The sequence below is a fragment of the Ruegeria sp. YKSF131 genome (assembly GCF_059612645.1).
On record NZ_JBXWQZ010000025.1, the window covers coordinates 1 to 13,454 of the forward strand.

Annotated in this window: 17 protein-coding genes; all 17 read right to left on the bottom strand. The window is 56.3% G+C overall.

Annotated elements, in window-relative coordinates; translation table 11 throughout:
• Positions 1-1,777: type IV secretory system conjugative DNA transfer family protein (locus AC2FLZ_RS10890; protein ID WP_496882178.1), on the bottom strand; the 1,777-nt coding region annotated here is incomplete at its 3' end.
• On the bottom strand, positions 1,770-1,928 hold the full coding sequence (locus AC2FLZ_RS10895; RefSeq protein WP_152460674.1) for a DUF4177 domain-containing protein: 159 nt from the start codon (positions 1,926-1,928) through the stop codon (positions 1,770-1,772). The genes AC2FLZ_RS10895 and AC2FLZ_RS10890, both read right to left, overlap by 8 nt.
• Positions 1,929-1,940: 12 nt before the next feature.
• Positions 1,941-2,954: an ATPase, T2SS/T4P/T4SS family gene (locus AC2FLZ_RS10900; RefSeq protein WP_496816601.1), complete on the bottom strand. Its 1,014-nt coding sequence runs from the start codon at positions 2,952-2,954 to the stop codon at positions 1,941-1,943.
• A gap of 101 nt (positions 2,955-3,055) precedes the next feature.
• Positions 3,056-3,880 (bottom strand): TraB/TrbI/VirB10 family type IV secretion system protein, encoded by an 825-nt coding sequence (locus tag AC2FLZ_RS10905; RefSeq protein WP_496816600.1) that lies wholly within the window; start codon positions 3,878-3,880, stop codon positions 3,056-3,058.
• An 11-nt stretch (positions 3,881-3,891) separates the two neighbouring features.
• Positions 3,892-4,575 (bottom strand): hypothetical protein, encoded by a 684-nt coding sequence (locus AC2FLZ_RS10910; protein WP_475220442.1) that lies wholly within the window; start codon positions 4,573-4,575, stop codon positions 3,892-3,894.
• On the bottom strand, positions 4,575-5,390 hold the full coding sequence (locus tag AC2FLZ_RS10915; RefSeq protein ID WP_475220441.1) for a TrbG/VirB9 family P-type conjugative transfer protein: 816 nt from the start codon (positions 5,388-5,390) through the stop codon (positions 4,575-4,577). Before AC2FLZ_RS10915 ends, AC2FLZ_RS10910 begins: the two co-directional genes overlap by 1 nt.
• Positions 5,390-6,025: a VirB8 family type IV secretion system protein gene (locus AC2FLZ_RS10920; protein ID WP_480814655.1), complete on the bottom strand. Its 636-nt coding sequence runs from the start codon at positions 6,023-6,025 to the stop codon at positions 5,390-5,392. Before AC2FLZ_RS10920 ends, AC2FLZ_RS10915 begins: the two co-directional genes overlap by 1 nt.
• Before the next feature lie 26 nt (positions 6,026-6,051).
• The gene (locus AC2FLZ_RS10925) at positions 6,052-7,116 is read right to left on the bottom strand and encodes a TrbL/VirB6 family protein (RefSeq protein ID WP_496816598.1); all 1,065 of its coding nucleotides are present in this window, start codon (positions 7,114-7,116) and stop codon (positions 6,052-6,054) included.
• The gene (locus AC2FLZ_RS10930; RefSeq protein WP_170634630.1) at positions 7,113-7,613 is read right to left on the bottom strand and encodes a hypothetical protein; all 501 of its coding nucleotides are present in this window, start codon (positions 7,611-7,613) and stop codon (positions 7,113-7,115) included. Before AC2FLZ_RS10930 ends, AC2FLZ_RS10925 begins: the two co-directional genes overlap by 4 nt.
• Positions 7,610-8,356: a type IV secretion system protein gene (locus AC2FLZ_RS10935; RefSeq protein WP_170634632.1), complete on the bottom strand. Its 747-nt coding sequence runs from the start codon at positions 8,354-8,356 to the stop codon at positions 7,610-7,612. Before AC2FLZ_RS10935 ends, AC2FLZ_RS10930 begins: the two co-directional genes overlap by 4 nt.
• Positions 8,356-8,493, bottom strand: coding sequence for a hypothetical protein (locus AC2FLZ_RS10940; protein WP_170417970.1), 138 nt, complete (start codon positions 8,491-8,493; stop codon positions 8,356-8,358). The genes AC2FLZ_RS10935 and AC2FLZ_RS10940 overlap by 1 nt, the downstream gene beginning before the upstream one ends.
• Positions 8,490-10,856, bottom strand: coding sequence for a VirB4 family type IV secretion/conjugal transfer ATPase (locus tag AC2FLZ_RS10945; RefSeq protein WP_496860297.1), 2,367 nt, complete (start codon positions 10,854-10,856; stop codon positions 8,490-8,492). Before AC2FLZ_RS10945 ends, AC2FLZ_RS10940 begins: the two co-directional genes overlap by 4 nt.
• Positions 10,849-11,127, bottom strand: coding sequence for a VirB3 family type IV secretion system protein (locus AC2FLZ_RS10950; protein WP_496816596.1), 279 nt, complete (start codon positions 11,125-11,127; stop codon positions 10,849-10,851). Before AC2FLZ_RS10950 ends, AC2FLZ_RS10945 begins: the two co-directional genes overlap by 8 nt.
• 3 nt (positions 11,128-11,130) lie before the next feature.
• Entirely contained in the window at positions 11,131-11,412 is a 282-nt protein-coding gene (locus AC2FLZ_RS10955) for a hypothetical protein (protein WP_496816595.1), read from the bottom strand.
• Positions 11,409-12,053 (bottom strand): lytic transglycosylase domain-containing protein, encoded by a 645-nt coding sequence (locus AC2FLZ_RS10960; RefSeq protein ID WP_496816593.1) that lies wholly within the window; start codon positions 12,051-12,053, stop codon positions 11,409-11,411. The genes AC2FLZ_RS10955 and AC2FLZ_RS10960 overlap by 4 nt, the downstream gene beginning before the upstream one ends.
• Positions 12,050-12,475 carry a TSCPD domain-containing protein gene (locus tag AC2FLZ_RS10965; protein WP_496816592.1) on the bottom strand — a complete coding sequence of 142 codons (426 nt, stop codon included), beginning with the start codon at positions 12,473-12,475 and terminating at the stop codon, positions 12,050-12,052. Before AC2FLZ_RS10965 ends, AC2FLZ_RS10960 begins: the two co-directional genes overlap by 4 nt.
• Positions 12,472-13,104, bottom strand: a complete 633-nt coding sequence (locus AC2FLZ_RS10970; RefSeq protein ID WP_496874200.1) for a hypothetical protein — start codon at positions 13,102-13,104, stop codon at positions 12,472-12,474. Before AC2FLZ_RS10970 ends, AC2FLZ_RS10965 begins: the two co-directional genes overlap by 4 nt.
• Positions 13,105-13,454 lie beyond the last annotated feature (350 nt).

The following is a 13,454-nucleotide window of genomic DNA, read 5'->3' on the forward strand; positions in this document are numbered from 1 at the left end:
GTTCCTGATCTTTTTCCGAAACCTCTTTCACCGGGGCAGGGGCCGGTTTCGCGTCAGCCAGCGCCTTTGCCGTGTCCCTGGCTTGCTCTGCAGCCAGATCGAGGTGTGTGCCTCTGATCTTCGGACTATCACCACCCAAGAACTGCATGAAATACGGATCTTCGAAGTATCGGATCTTGTTTGCAATCACCGGCATCTTGCCTTCACGGATCAGCACAACCTCAGTCTCCGGCAATCGGCCAACGTGTTCGGGCCGAAGCAGGCGAATGCCTTCCTCGCGTTCCGATATGCTGCCCATTTCCATTTTGCCGAGCGCCCGAGACTTCGATTTGCTCATGACTGTTTTGTCACCGATGGACCTGGACACGTGTTCGCGTACCTCTGAATCCTCAGAGGCAGCAAACATTTGCGTCCCGGCGTTTGCCAGCATCGCCCGCACACCTTCATGCCCATAAATGTCCTGCAGGCGCGACAGCGTTTGCGAAATCACGATGATCCGGCCACCGAACGATCGCATGGTGTCATAGGCTTCCACAACGCGCTCAAGGTGGCCGAGGCGCTGAAACTCATCGAGCAGGATCAGCACTTTGAACGGCTCATCTTCACCCGGCTCAACGGTTTCGATTGTGTTCACCAGATCGAGGAAGAACAGGCGAATGAGTGTCCGGAACTCTTTGACCTTTTTCCCCGGCACAGAAAAGTAGATCGAGGTGGGGCGCCGACGCAGATCCTCAAAGTTGATGTCATTGCCCTGCGTAGCTCTTGCTACAGATGGGTTGCGCCAGAGCTGAAGGCCGGAGTTGTTCATAACCGAAATCGTTGACCGCAGGATTTTGGATTCTTCGGCTGCAAGATTCAGGAACTCATCTGCTGCCCGGGCATAGCCAACTTCTTCGGCCATTTTCTCGTAATCCTTTTGTTTGGTCGTTTTGACCAGGCGCAGGATCTCGGAAATGTATGGCCGCTTTCTTTTGATCGCCAACATCGCCATTGCGCAGAACATGCCTTCAACACCACCCATAAAGCCCTGGGCGGACGAGCTGGGCGTGTCGAACATCTGGGTTGCAACCTGAATCACTTCTTCCCATCGCCGGTCCAGATTGTCGGCACGTGCTGCGCGGCGCAGCGGGTTATAGCTGTGGCTTTTGTCGGGGTTCTCGGGATCGAACACGAAAACCTCGTCGCCCATTGCTGCCCGACGCGCGCCGGTTGTCTGGAAAATCTCACCCTTGATGTCCAGGACGACGCAAGAACCATTGAAACGCAGGACATTCGGGATCACAAAGCCGCTGGTTTTGCCCGAACCAGACGGGGCAATGAACATCGCGTGCGGTTTTTGGACACCGGGGCCGGGCTTATAGTAGATCGCGTTTTTGTCCTTTGGCTCACCAAATTTGGCAAACACGATTTCACTATCCAATTGGTCTTTGAGCTTCAGCACCGAAGCATAGCCCTCCTGGACGAGCTGAGGGGCCTTTGCAAAACTCGCATCACCGTATTTCGTTGAGGGACCACGCAGCGCAGCCGCCACAAATGCAAAGGTCAAAACACCCACTGCGACCACCGCCACCAGACCCATGATCTGCTGCGTCTCTGCAGGCTGTGCCATGAACTTCTCTGGGATCGCCCAGATGTCCAGCCCGCGAAAGCCTCTGGTGTTTATGTATTCGAGAGCCAGCCCGACCACCAACACCGCGCAAGCCGAGGTAGCGATAAAGCCCATTGTACCGGCTATCGCTACCTTCTTGCTTTTGGGTAGATCCTGAAATTCAGCCATCGGTCAGCTCGCGTTTGAAGAAGCACACGATGCCAAACTCGGCAGGTACGACGCCGACCATTTCCCAACCGTCTTGCCCGAGCTTCGCAAACTTCTCGCCTGCATTTTCCTCTACCCGCATCAAGACATTACGATACTCAAATTTTTTCATTCTATTTCTCCTTCAGATAAGTTGATCAGCGGCCATCAGGGGTGGGAAGATCACTCCGTTGACCTTCCGTTCGTCCCCGATTTTCTTCATGTGAACGATCATGTGAATGGTGGCCCGGATGTCATCGACCACTTCTGACTTTTGAACGGTCGGAGATCCGCGACGCACCATCTTGCTCATACGTCCAATGGCATCAACGGGCGAGTTGGCGTGCATGGTACAGACAGAACCATCGTGGCCGGTGTTCACCAGTTCCAGGAACATATTTGCGTCGTCGCCCCGAATTTCACCGCAGACGAGGCGGTCAGGCCGTAACCTCAGCGCCGATTCCAGCAGCTTTGTTGGTGATCGAGGGCCATCTTCTTCTGAACGGTCAGCAAGCAGATCGACAGAATTGGGTTGCTCGATGTCCAGTTCGGCCACTTCTTCAATCGTCACGATCCGTTCGCCAGGATCGACGCGCTTCAGCATTGCATTGAGAACAGTGGTTTTGCCAGACGAGGTGCCACCGGCAATGATCACGTTCCATTTGCTTAGCATCGCAAGGTCGGCCAGCTCGTCAAAGTTCATTGTTCCGGCAGCGAGAGCAGCCCGAGCCTTTTCAAGCGCGCTGTGATCGTTGCTTTCTGCCAATGCGGCCTCTTTGCTGGCAAAGCTGAACGCGCCCAGATCGACGGTTTTCACGCGGAGCAAGCGGATCGCCACGGACCCGACGCCGGTTGTTGCTGGCGGAATCACCACCTGAACCCGCGCTTTGCCCTCTTTTGTGGGGACATTTGCCGTCGCAATGGGCTTCTTTTCTCCAAACGTCACGTCGCTGAACCCAGCCACACAACGCCCGATATTTTCTACATCGTCTCTGTTCAGAGTGATGTCTGTCCTGGTCATGTGGGTTGTGCCCATTTCTTCGACCCAGACCAATCCGTCAGGATTTACAGAAATCTCACTCAGGCTTTCATCGTGCAACAGATGCTCGATCTTGCCCGTGTAGTATTCCAGAAGGCCGTTACCGTTTCGCCCGCTCATATTTTTATCCTTGTTATTCCGAAAAAAAGGCCGCTGCCGCACTCAATTGTGCGGGGAACGGCCGAAAGGGCCGACGATACGGCCGCATCAATAGTTCTGTCTCAGAAGTTGTCGAACACCACGTCACGCTGCAGGATGGCGTTGATGCGGCTTCCCTGATCCACATAGATGGTTGGCGTGATCCGCAAGTAGTCCTCCAACGCCGCTGCGGTAGCATTCTGCAAGTTTGAACCGACCTGCGTTGCCAGATCCGTTTGCACCGAGTTGCTGCTATCGTTGTCGGCCACCAGCGCGACCGGCGCGATCCCGATGATCGAGAGCAACGCGGCAGTCCCAAACCGTTCACCGAAATGCGTATCAACCCGTCCGGTTGCGCCAGACCGCCCCTGACCATCCGTCCCGGCCGACCCGATTTGCGCAGACAAACCATCCGGCGTGATAACCCGGCTCCAAACGACAGCGATCCTTGTTTGCGCTAGCTTTGTATCAGCGCGGTATTCGCCATAGAGTTTAGACCCGCGTGGCAAAAGCAGTCTCGTTCCGTCCATCGAATAGACGCCGCGCGTGATTGTCGCCACCACACTACCCGGCAGCTCCGAGCTTACTGCCCCACCAAACACGGCTGTCAAAACCGTGCCCTGTGTCAGCGTGCGCGACGGATCGTCAATGATCGAGGCCCCGACGATGGGGGGATATTCTTCGACCAAATTGTTCTGCCATGTCGTGTTCGGGTTTTCCTGATAGCCGCGCTGTTCTTCAGGCAGGCGAGTGCTTTCCGGCTGAACCTGCACGGGCTGCTGTGCCGGTTGCAAGGGCTGGAAAATGATCGGCTGCGACCCACTGTTAATGGGCTGGTAATTCTGTTCATGAGCCATTGCGCTTGAGGCCAACGTGACCAGGACGAGGGTAAGTGCTGTTCTGTTCATCGTCAGCTCCATCAGTTTCTGCCGTATGGGTTTTCATCAAACACGATGCCGTCTGACTGGTTTTGGCGTTCGCGCATCCGCTTGAGTTCTTCAAGCCTGCGCCGCTCATCATCGGTCAGACCCGTAGTCTGCAAGTGGCTCATGCTGGCAAGTGCCCGTGCCTCAGCGTCAGCAACGGCCTGGGCAAGCTCTGTCTGAAACTTTTTCTCGCGCTCGTCGTACCTGACCTGAAGGCGTTCATTGGCCAGAGTGAGCGAAGCGATTTCACTGTCCTTCTCAGAAAGCGAAACTTTTACGTCTGTCAGTTCACCTTGCAGCCCCGCAATACGATCGTTGAGCTGTTCGATAGTTTTCATGGCTTTATCAAACCCGATGAATTCAACCGGCTGTGGAGCTGAGGCGGGCGTTGCGACGGCGATTTCCTCCGGCAACGCGTCTGGTTCGGGTTCGTCTACGTCCGGCCCCCGTGCCGTAAGCAGGCCATAGCGTTCGCCACCGCTTTGCTGCAGGGCATCGACGCGGACACCTGCGCGGCTGTTCTTGGCGTCATCGCCCAGCACAAACCACGCGAAACCAACGAACACGGCACCCGCGAGGGCAACGCCCATGAGCTTCTTGGGTTCAAGCCTTTTCCGGGAACGCAGGGGCGGCTGTTCCGCCGCCGCCCGTGCCGCAATTGTTTGTTCACGGTTCATTACTTGCTGCCCCCCGGTTTAACTGTCTGTGAAGTGACGGGCCTGCCCGTTGCGCTCGCCTGCTGAAACGCGTCGCCATCGTTTCGAACGCAGATCGAAGTGTCCTCGATGCGCAGTGTCCAAAGATCGGATAGGCCCTGTACTTGGATAATGCCGCGCTCTTTGACTGTGGTGTTCACCATCAGCTCACGTCCATCAGGCAGGACACGGAAGATACCCGGCAGCTCCGCATCCTGTGGGATCTGCATATAGGTGTGAACGCCATCGTCCCAAACGGCCGTCGGCGCAAAGTCCGCTTTGCCCGAGCGCGAATAGTTTTGGTTCACAAACCGGCCAGTTGGCTTCGGCTCGCTCCGAGCAACTGTGCCACGGCGCGTTGTTGCCCCGCCGCTGTTGTTTTTGTTGTAGAACGTGACCCGGAATGGGACACGTTTGCGTTCGGCGGCGCTCTCGGCCGGAACCAGATAGAAGTTGTATGTCCCGCGATTGGTCAGGACGGTCAGGTTTGAATCCGAGTTCAGGATTTCCGGCTTGAACGCAATAACGCGACCTTCCTGCAGGCGGGTGATCTGAAAACTTTCAGTGTCGCCCGCACCAATGCTGCGGACGGTTTCACCCTGCGGAAAGTGAACATAGGTAATCAGGCGTTCACCCACAGGGATGCGGTACACTTGGTTCTCGACGTAATGAAAATGCGTGATGCGGTGATCCGCGTTCTTTCCGTCTGGCGTCGGTGTGATTTCCGCCAGAACAGGCATAGAAAGAGCCAGGACTGCGGCAGTGACGGTTGTGAGTGTCTTAATGGTTCGCTGCATCAGATGTCTCCCATGGAGTCGACGCGGTAGTTGGTGACGACAAAACCGAATGGATTTTCAAGAAGCTCATCCATCGACGTCACGATTTTTTCCTCAAACCCGTAGGTCACTGTGACCACGTAGCGGGCTGAGACCGTTGCTTGGTTTGGCACGATCAGGGACTTGCGGATCTCGACCTGCACCGTCTCATCGTTGACCGGCGAGACGCCCAGAATTTCGGTCTGCACCTTTGTCTTGGGCGTATAGATTTCGTCCGGATGGTTGTCGTTCGAGCCGTCCCACAGTTCGCGGTAGGACGTTTCGGCCAGCTCATCAGAACGTCGCAGCACCGATTTCAGGCGCTCGTTGTTGTCCTGGACATCATAGGTTTCCCGGTCCTGCACATAGTTTGCCACCTCGCGGAAGGCCATCGCCTCGGATGGTTCCAGTTCTTCGACCTTTTCAGTCAGCAGCACCGGCAGCTTTGTGTCGGGATCGATGGAGAATGGCACCGCGCGGATTTCCTTCAGGGGAAGGAGCATCGCCCAGCCAATCATAGAGGCCACGCCCATTGCCATGCCGACCATGCCGAATACCTGCCATTTGAAGGCATCACGGCGTGCGCCCAGAAAGAGTTCTTTTTCGTGATCTGTCACGTGTGACATTTGCTCTGTACCTCGGATTACGACGATTTTTGTTGTGGTTTTTCGCGAGCAGCTCGAATGCTCTGCCGATAGCGGTCAGCGGCGTAGCTCTGACGAGCCGCCCCATCCTGATTGCGGGCTCTGTGCGCTATGTCCCGACGCGCTTGCATTGCGCGAGACGCGCTGTCACGAACGCCGGTCCCGTCGCGGGCTGCAGAAGCCATCGCAGCGGCGGTTTTGCCACCGGCCACCGCGCCACGCCCGCCATTAACTGCTGTTCCCAGCGCGCCTCTGGCGGCTGCTGCAGCACCGGTTGCAACGGCAAGGCCCGATGACGCTGACACAATAGCTCCTGACATTCCCCCAGCGAGGGATGGGATCTGTGTAAGCATGACGATAGCGACGATACAGATTGCAAGAAAACGCCCGCTCGCTTCCATGTCATTAACATCAGACAAGGAACCAAGTTCCGAAGCGAAAAGCGCCTGAATAAGAGAAACGATGCCTGTCAGAACAACGATGACCATGATCAGGCCAACGGTCGTTTTCGCCCAGGCTGCGAAGATATTGGCTGTTGCCGAGCTGAGTAGCGTTGCGATGAAAACGGGCGCTAGACCCAGCAACACCGCCAGACCGCCTTTTGCGATGAGTGCCATGCCAGTGCCAAAGGCAACGATGACGGCCCCAACAACCCAGAGAATAGCCCCGGTGATGCTCAGGCCCCAAGTCGCGTTTTCAATGGCCTGCTGGCCCATCAAGAAACACTGAAGCGCAATCTCATCCAACGCTTGCCATACATTAGTGGTTCCAGTGAGTGCCCCGGCAATACTGTCCGGCAAGGTTTGGACGCCTTGATAGATTGGTTGGAAAAAGGACCAGCTCGACGCCATTCCAATGATTATCGTCGCCCGAATGATCCAGCCTACATAACCACCAAACCCAATTTCTCTGATCTGAAGTACGCCGTTGATCAGCATCGCCACAAAGATCAGCGCAGCAATTGCCCAGAGGGCGGATGCGAGATCCGCCGCAAGGCTGGTGTATGCTTGCTGAGAAAAGTTGCTGATTGCTGTTTCAATCGAGCTGACGAAATCCTGAATCACGGCCCACAAGCCTCCTCAATTACAGGGCGCAGCGCTTCCAAGCGTGCTTGCTGCGCTTCTTTGAGCGATTTGAGTTCGCTGGATGGCTTCGACCAAAAATCGTCCTGGTCCGCGCCAGCCAACTCGATTGCAGCTTCGCGGCTAAGGTTGCCGAGCGGGCATTCTGCGCTGAATGCTTCATCGGCTTTGCGCAGGCGGCATTGCTCAATGGCAAATTCATGAGCAGCTATGACTTGCTCATTCAGGATGGCATCGGTCCAGTTGCCGACGACATACTGTTGATCCGCGCCCTGACCAGCGTTAGCGAGCTGTTCAACCCCGTATTCTTTCAGGGGCTTCTTGAACGCTCGGACGCCCGAGTAGCCAAGACAGGTCCGATATTCGCCAAATGTCCATTTAACATTTGGGGGAAACGGCAGTCTGGCCTCAGCACTGGCCGACGACGCAAAAAGCGCCGCCGTGAGTGTGGTCAGGGCGAAAGCGGTACGGATGTTCATTGTGTTTCTCCTCTTGCGTAATTGCTAAGCGTCTTTAGATCCGCTGCGTTTGCTGCCAGATCCGTGCCCGTCGCTACAGCATTAGCCGAGGTTGCACGCAAGATTTCAATTTCAACTTGAAGGAGTTTCAGGAGAACCGCCGTGTTGTAGTCGATTGCATCCTTCAGATCTTCTTGCTGGCCGATTTCACCGCGCAGCTTTTCAGCATCTTCGGCGAGCTGACCGGCCATGTCATAGCCATTCTCACCCAAGGCCGACGCCATCAGGCCAGCACCACCACGTTCTGAGAGGATGCGACGAGCTGGTACGTCCGAGCCGTTAAACTCAGACAGGATGCCGTCGCCCAAACCGAGATTGATGGAGCGGCGTTCCATTGCTTGTGCAGCGACATCGGGCAGGCCGGAGATACCACCCTCTGCCGCATCAAGGGCATAACCGAAGGTGTCGGCTGCGGTTGCCAGTTTCAAAAAGCTGCGGCTGTTGAACTCGTCCAGGTCAGTCAAGCCAGTAATGGCTTTAAAGGAGTTTTCCAGCATGGCGCGCTGCTGTTCGAGCTTTTCATACTGTTGCATCAGCTGTTCGTATTGGCGGACCATTTCCGCGACTTCGCGAGCCGAGTTGGCAGCGTCCTGTGCAATGGCTGTGGCGTCGATGGTCGGAACACCCTGTGCAGCCGTCATGACGGGCAGGGCGGCCAGAACGGTGACGGTTGCAGTGGTGCGAAGGGTTTTCAGGACGTTCATTAGACAAGTTCCAAGTTTTCAGGGGGGGTCATGCGCTCAAAGTCGCAGGCGCATTTGCTGCGATAGCCCGAATAGGTGCTGGTGCAGGCCGAGACAGCGGCCAGAACTACAAGGGCGATTACAAGGCGGGTTTTCATGTGATTTCCTTCCAGAAGTTGGGGTTTTTTCGCCAATCAGGATCAGGGAACGATTTTCCGTCTGATCCGCTCAGAACACGAAGAAGCGGGCCGAGTGCGCCGACATCGACATCGAGCCAAACACTCTCATCACCTTTCTTCATGAGCATTACGCGGTCGCCAAAGTGCGCCCTCAGCGCGCCCAACTCTGCAGCGTTCAAACCGATTGCCCGGTAATCCGCTTCATTGCCGGATCGGGACGGGAACAAGAGCTGCGTGCTGGTGTTTTCCAGGATCGACTTACTGGCCGCTGACGACAGGATGTGATCGGGGATCTGCGTCATCATCATCATCATGACGTTCAGCTTCCGATACGTGGTGTAGGCGTTTTTGAGGATTTCCGCGCCGTAAGGATTGCCTGCGATCACCCAGGCTTCATCAATCACAAAGACAGTCGGCTCCTTCGCGGCACACCGGCGCTCGATCTGGCGCATGACGTAGCTGATCCAGGCAAGCCGGACCAATTCGTCATCCAGAACCTCGGAAATGTCGAACACAAGATGCCGATCGTCAGAGGCAAAAGGATCTGTGCCACCCTCGCCAAACATCCACGACAACCGCCCGTCGCCCGCCCATTCACTCGCGCGCTTGAAGAGGTCTTTGCCATCATCAAAGGCTCTGAACCGCTCCACCAGTGAATCGAAGTTCTGCAGTTGTGGCGGCAACGTCGCGTTTGCCTGACACGCCTGTTTAATCTCGTCTTTCTGTTCGGCTGTCAGTTTATCGTCGTAACTCATCAGAGCTGTGGCCCAATTTGCCAGCCAGCTTTGACCGGCCTCATCCGTTTCCGTTTGAAACGGGTTCATGCCAGTGGGTTCACCAACCCGAACGCGAGTGTATTGTGCCCCAAGCGCACGCATGGGGGCTTCCATTGCCCGGTCTTTGTCAAACGCAATGATACGCGCGCCCTGCGCAACCGTCATTGTTGCCAGCAGCATTGCAATCACGGTCTTACCTGAGCCGTTCGGTCCAAGAACGATTGTGTGGCCGGATGGCAGGTTTTCCGCATCCGAGCTTGTCTTGGGCAAGTGCAGCGAAACATCGTAGCTGTCGCCATGCGTGGTCGGGAACGTCGCCAGTGGTCCAGGCCACGGCAGTCTGTTGACAGGCAGACCCTTTGGCCGCATGTGAAACGCTACCATGTCTGCAAAGTTCTGATCTGTGATCAGTTCTTCACGGGCGCGGAACGCGAAATTGCCGGGGTGCTGGGCGAAATACACCGCCCGCGCCGACATCGCTTCGCGCTTCACCGTGCCACCCGAAATCTGGATTTCACCGATAATGTGTTTTTCTGCGGTTTTCAGATCTTCCTCTGTCCCGAACACGCAGATCGACAGGTGGTGCTTGCCGAGAGACATGGTGCCCGAAGCAATGCCATCGGCCAGGATGGACAAGTCCTCTTCCAGCGACTTCGCTTTGTCACCAGCCGAGCGCATCTGACCCGATTTGCGGCGTTCCATTTCTTGCGCCTGCGAACGGCTGATCGGCAGGAAAGTTTGCGAAATCACTACATCAACCGGCAGGTCCAGCCCGTCGAAAATACCGGGGAAAGACGCCATCGGGTAATTCTTCAGGGAATAGACGCGAATTGACCGCTCTTGGTCATCGCCAGACAGGAGCTTGGCAGTCTTGCCCTGAAACAACACGTCCTCTTGCGGCATGTTGAAGGCAATCGGCTCTGCAATGTTGGTGTGAATGATTGGCTGATAGCGCCCGTTCAGCAGCATGCCATAGTAACCCAGCCAACGCCCATCGCTGAGCTTCAGCCGGCTAACTCGGCTTTCGCCCAGCGTGCCCGCCAATGTGGTGAACACACCGTCGAGCTGTTCCATCATATCGCGGCGTTCCTCGTCGATCGTTCCTGACGACATGCCGAAAATTTGCTTGGCGCGTTCATCCTGACGCTTCTGCAGAATGGCGCTGATGATGATCTTGCGTTCTTTCAGTTCCGCAGCGATGGACGCTGAGCGCATCGCCCGCGCCGCTGCACCGGCAAAGCCGGTTGGATCTGTGATGACATGACCCGTCTCAGCCGGGACGGTCAGTCGATGAACATAGAATGCCACCTCATTGGGTGTTGTGCGCAAAACACGCTCAAACCGTTCGGCCAGGAACTCGAACTCGTTTTCGTCCAGCGTGTTTGCGTTGATTCCGGTGATTTCTGCAGCGGCGATCAGACCACCGTTGCGTGTGGAAATGACCTCATCGTCCACGACATAGCCATACGGCAACATCTGAAAGAGGCTCATTTCATCCTTGCGCCAGCTCGGCTCGATCAACGAGCGGGCGAGGGTAAAAAGATCCTTTGAAGCAGGCTTAGGCACTATAGAAGTCTCCCCCGTGGTGCTGACGGTTTTTGGTGCGTGGTGTCTTGGAGAGCGTCACGGACAGGATGCGGAAGAATGCCGGTTCCCATTCGTAAAAGAGGCGCAGCCCGGTATAGAAAACAAAGCCCGCAATGATTGCTGGCGCTACTCCGAACGAGAAGAACGCAAGCATGGGCATACTCGCGATCACCAAGAGATAGATCACGGGCAGGCCGCCCCATTCTGCGGGGCGGCTCAGGCCGCGAAAGACCGTATTGCGGCGCGGCATCGATCAGGCTCCGATGAACGTATCAGCGAGGCCGATAACGGCGCCAACAACAATTGCGACGACCGGGCCTTTCAACGAACCCCAGCCGAATACGTAGGCGAGACAGCCCCAGATAAAGCCGACAGCGGCAAGGCTCACACCAACGACCTTCGAGTCGGCCAGCGTCTCGTTGATGAAATCGCCAATGGCATCTTGCAGCCAGCCCGCGGAGGCGGGCGCTGCGGTGATGATGAACGCAGTGATCGCGAAAAACGCAATCTGTTGGTAGAAGTGGGTTCTTTTCATGAGGAGGTGCTCACTTTGCTGAGGATGGTCCGCACGTAGTCGCGGGTTTCGGTGAAGGGGGGGACGCCGCCGTATTCGACGACGCGGTGAGGCCCGGCGTTGTAGGCGGCAAGCGCCAGCTTCCAGGTTCCGAACTCGCGGTACTGCGCCGCCAAATAGCGGGCACCACCGTCGAGATTTTCTGCAGGGTTCTTTGGGTTCACGCCCAGGTCTTTCGCCGTTCCCGGCATGAGCTGTGCGAAGCCATAGGCACCCTTGGGCGACAGAGCATCAGCGCGATACCGGCTTTCCTGCCAGACCAGTGCCATGAACAACTCGGCCGGAATGTCATGGCGTTCCGCCGCTGCATGGATTTCTTTGACGATCCGCTCTTGCGACCAGCCGCCCGAGGATTTGCGAGGCCGCGGTGCCTTGCCTGCAATCTCGATCTTTTCCTGTGGCTTGGCCTTCGGCGCTTCCGGTTTTTCGTCAAGCGTGTACTCACGCATCCGGATTGGGCGAACGACGCCATTGACGATTTCTGCCCGCGCACCGTTCAGGAACACGCTGCCATCCGGCTCGTATTCGATGACCTGGGCGCTTGCGCCGGTCGCCACAAATGCCGTGGAGACGAGCAGAAGGGGCCGCATTGCTGCGATCATTCGGATTTCTCCTTTGCTTGAGTTGGCGAGGAATTGGAGGGGTTCTGTTCGTCGCCGGTCGCGGCCACGTACTCATCAGTCCAAGACGGCGGAATGCTGATAGCATCCACCAACCAGCCTGCGAGACTTGCGTATTCTTCGCCACCAAGGGCCGAAGTCTTACGAGCGATAGAGCGCGACAGAAACGAAGCCGCTACGCCGTGCTGCAGCAACAGCGAAATCAGGACGCACAGATCATGCAGATGGTATTCGAGGTCACTGCCAGAGCGAAAACCACCGCTATAGAACACTTCACGGGGTTTGATTGGCGACGCCGGATCATACCCGATGGTGACAAAGGCAGTGTGCCCTTGCGGAGTTTCAACGCGGCGTGTTTCAGCCAGCCGACGATCAGGAAGAACTTTGCGCGCAGGCTTGTTCATGACAAAGCTCCCTGCGCATCAAGTTCCGCTTGTCGGATTTGCATTGCGAAATCCACGTCAAGGCGCAGCTCATCGACCACTTCAAGCGGCATAACGATGTCCAGCCAGACACCTTCGCGGATCAGGTGAACGTGATAGGTGGCGTTTGGGTAAACGAACCACAGGGCTTCATGCCGGTTCAGAACGTCGCGCGCTGTGTCGGCGTCGATTGTGCCTGACAGGTCGCAACCGAATTTCAGGGTTGCGTATGAGCTGGCATAGTCCGCTCGGCTGCTGCTTTGGATGAGCGCAGCGGCCTTTTCCGGTGAAGCGAAGCGGAACAGCTCTTTCGGACCCAACGCCTTGTTAACGTCCGCGTGCAGCTTCAAGGCTTTGTAGAGCCGATTTGCACGGACATACCCAAGATCATTGAGGACATGGAACATTTCGAGCGCGATCCCGAAAGCCGTGGCGCGGGCATCGCTTTCCAGCCAGTATTCGCGCATTGCGCGCTTGATGGTTGACCGTTCTCCGGCAAGGTGGCGGATTACAGTGAGAATGTCCTTACGGGCTTGCTCGAAGCTCTGGGCGGCAGGCACCCAGCGCCGATCAATCTTGCTTTCGATAGTGTCGAAGGCCACTGTGACCACCTTTCCGCCTTTCAAAAAAATAGGTCAGTAGTTTTTACATAATTACTATTATGAGGTTGAGGTTCCGATCATCTGAGCAGCAGGAAATTGGATGCCGGGACACAGCACTGAGCCCTTCGCGGGCTTCGTAGAAAGCCAGCATTCAGCTTGGATCAATCAGCCGGAAGGTCTGACCAAAGTGTCGGGGATGTCCTGTTCGGCGCTGTCGCTGGTCAGTGCTGCGCCGTCGCAAGCGCAGACACGTTGTTCAGGGTCGCACCCATTGACTCTGGCGCGGTGCTGTCCGATCTAAGATCGGCATCTAGGGTTACTGTTTTTACCATAGTACAGTTCTCTCTTGATGTTTGAGG

What these genes read in the sequence shown, in the direction of transcription:
- AC2FLZ_RS10930 (WP_170634630.1), bottom strand. Translation starts at nt 7,613, where the DNA reads ATGAACATCCGTACCGCTTTCGCCCTGACCACACTCACGGCGGCGCTT.
- AC2FLZ_RS10960 (WP_496816593.1), bottom strand. Translation starts at nt 12,053, where the DNA reads ATGATCGCAGCAATGCGGCCCCTTCTGCTCGTCTCCACGGCATTTGTG.
- AC2FLZ_RS10950 (WP_496816596.1), bottom strand. Translation starts at nt 11,127, where the DNA reads ATGCCGCGCCGCAATACGGTCTTTCGCGGCCTGAGCCGCCCCGCAGAA.
- AC2FLZ_RS10935 (WP_170634632.1), bottom strand. Translation starts at nt 8,356, where the DNA reads ATGAACGTCCTGAAAACCCTTCGCACCACTGCAACCGTCACCGTTCTG.
- AC2FLZ_RS10965 (WP_496816592.1), bottom strand. Translation starts at nt 12,475, where the DNA reads ATGAACAAGCCTGCGCGCAAAGTTCTTCCTGATCGTCGGCTGGCTGAA.
- AC2FLZ_RS10905 (WP_496816600.1), bottom strand. Translation starts at nt 3,880, where the DNA reads ATGAACAGAACAGCACTTACCCTCGTCCTGGTCACGTTGGCCTCAAGC.
- AC2FLZ_RS10895 (WP_152460674.1), bottom strand. Translation starts at nt 1,928, where the DNA reads ATGAAAAAATTTGAGTATCGTAATGTCTTGATGCGGGTAGAGGAAAAT.
- AC2FLZ_RS10955 (WP_496816595.1), bottom strand. Translation starts at nt 11,412, where the DNA reads ATGAAAAGAACCCACTTCTACCAACAGATTGCGTTTTTCGCGATCACT.
- AC2FLZ_RS10915 (WP_475220441.1), bottom strand. Translation starts at nt 5,390, where the DNA reads ATGCAGCGAACCATTAAGACACTCACAACCGTCACTGCCGCAGTCCTG.
- AC2FLZ_RS10900 (WP_496816601.1), bottom strand. Translation starts at nt 2,954, where the DNA reads ATGAGCGGGCGAAACGGTAACGGCCTTCTGGAATACTACACGGGCAAG.
- AC2FLZ_RS10910 (WP_475220442.1), bottom strand. Translation starts at nt 4,575, where the DNA reads ATGAACCGTGAACAAACAATTGCGGCACGGGCGGCGGCGGAACAGCCG.
- AC2FLZ_RS10940 (WP_170417970.1), bottom strand. Translation starts at nt 8,493, where the DNA reads ATGAAAACCCGCCTTGTAATCGCCCTTGTAGTTCTGGCCGCTGTCTCG.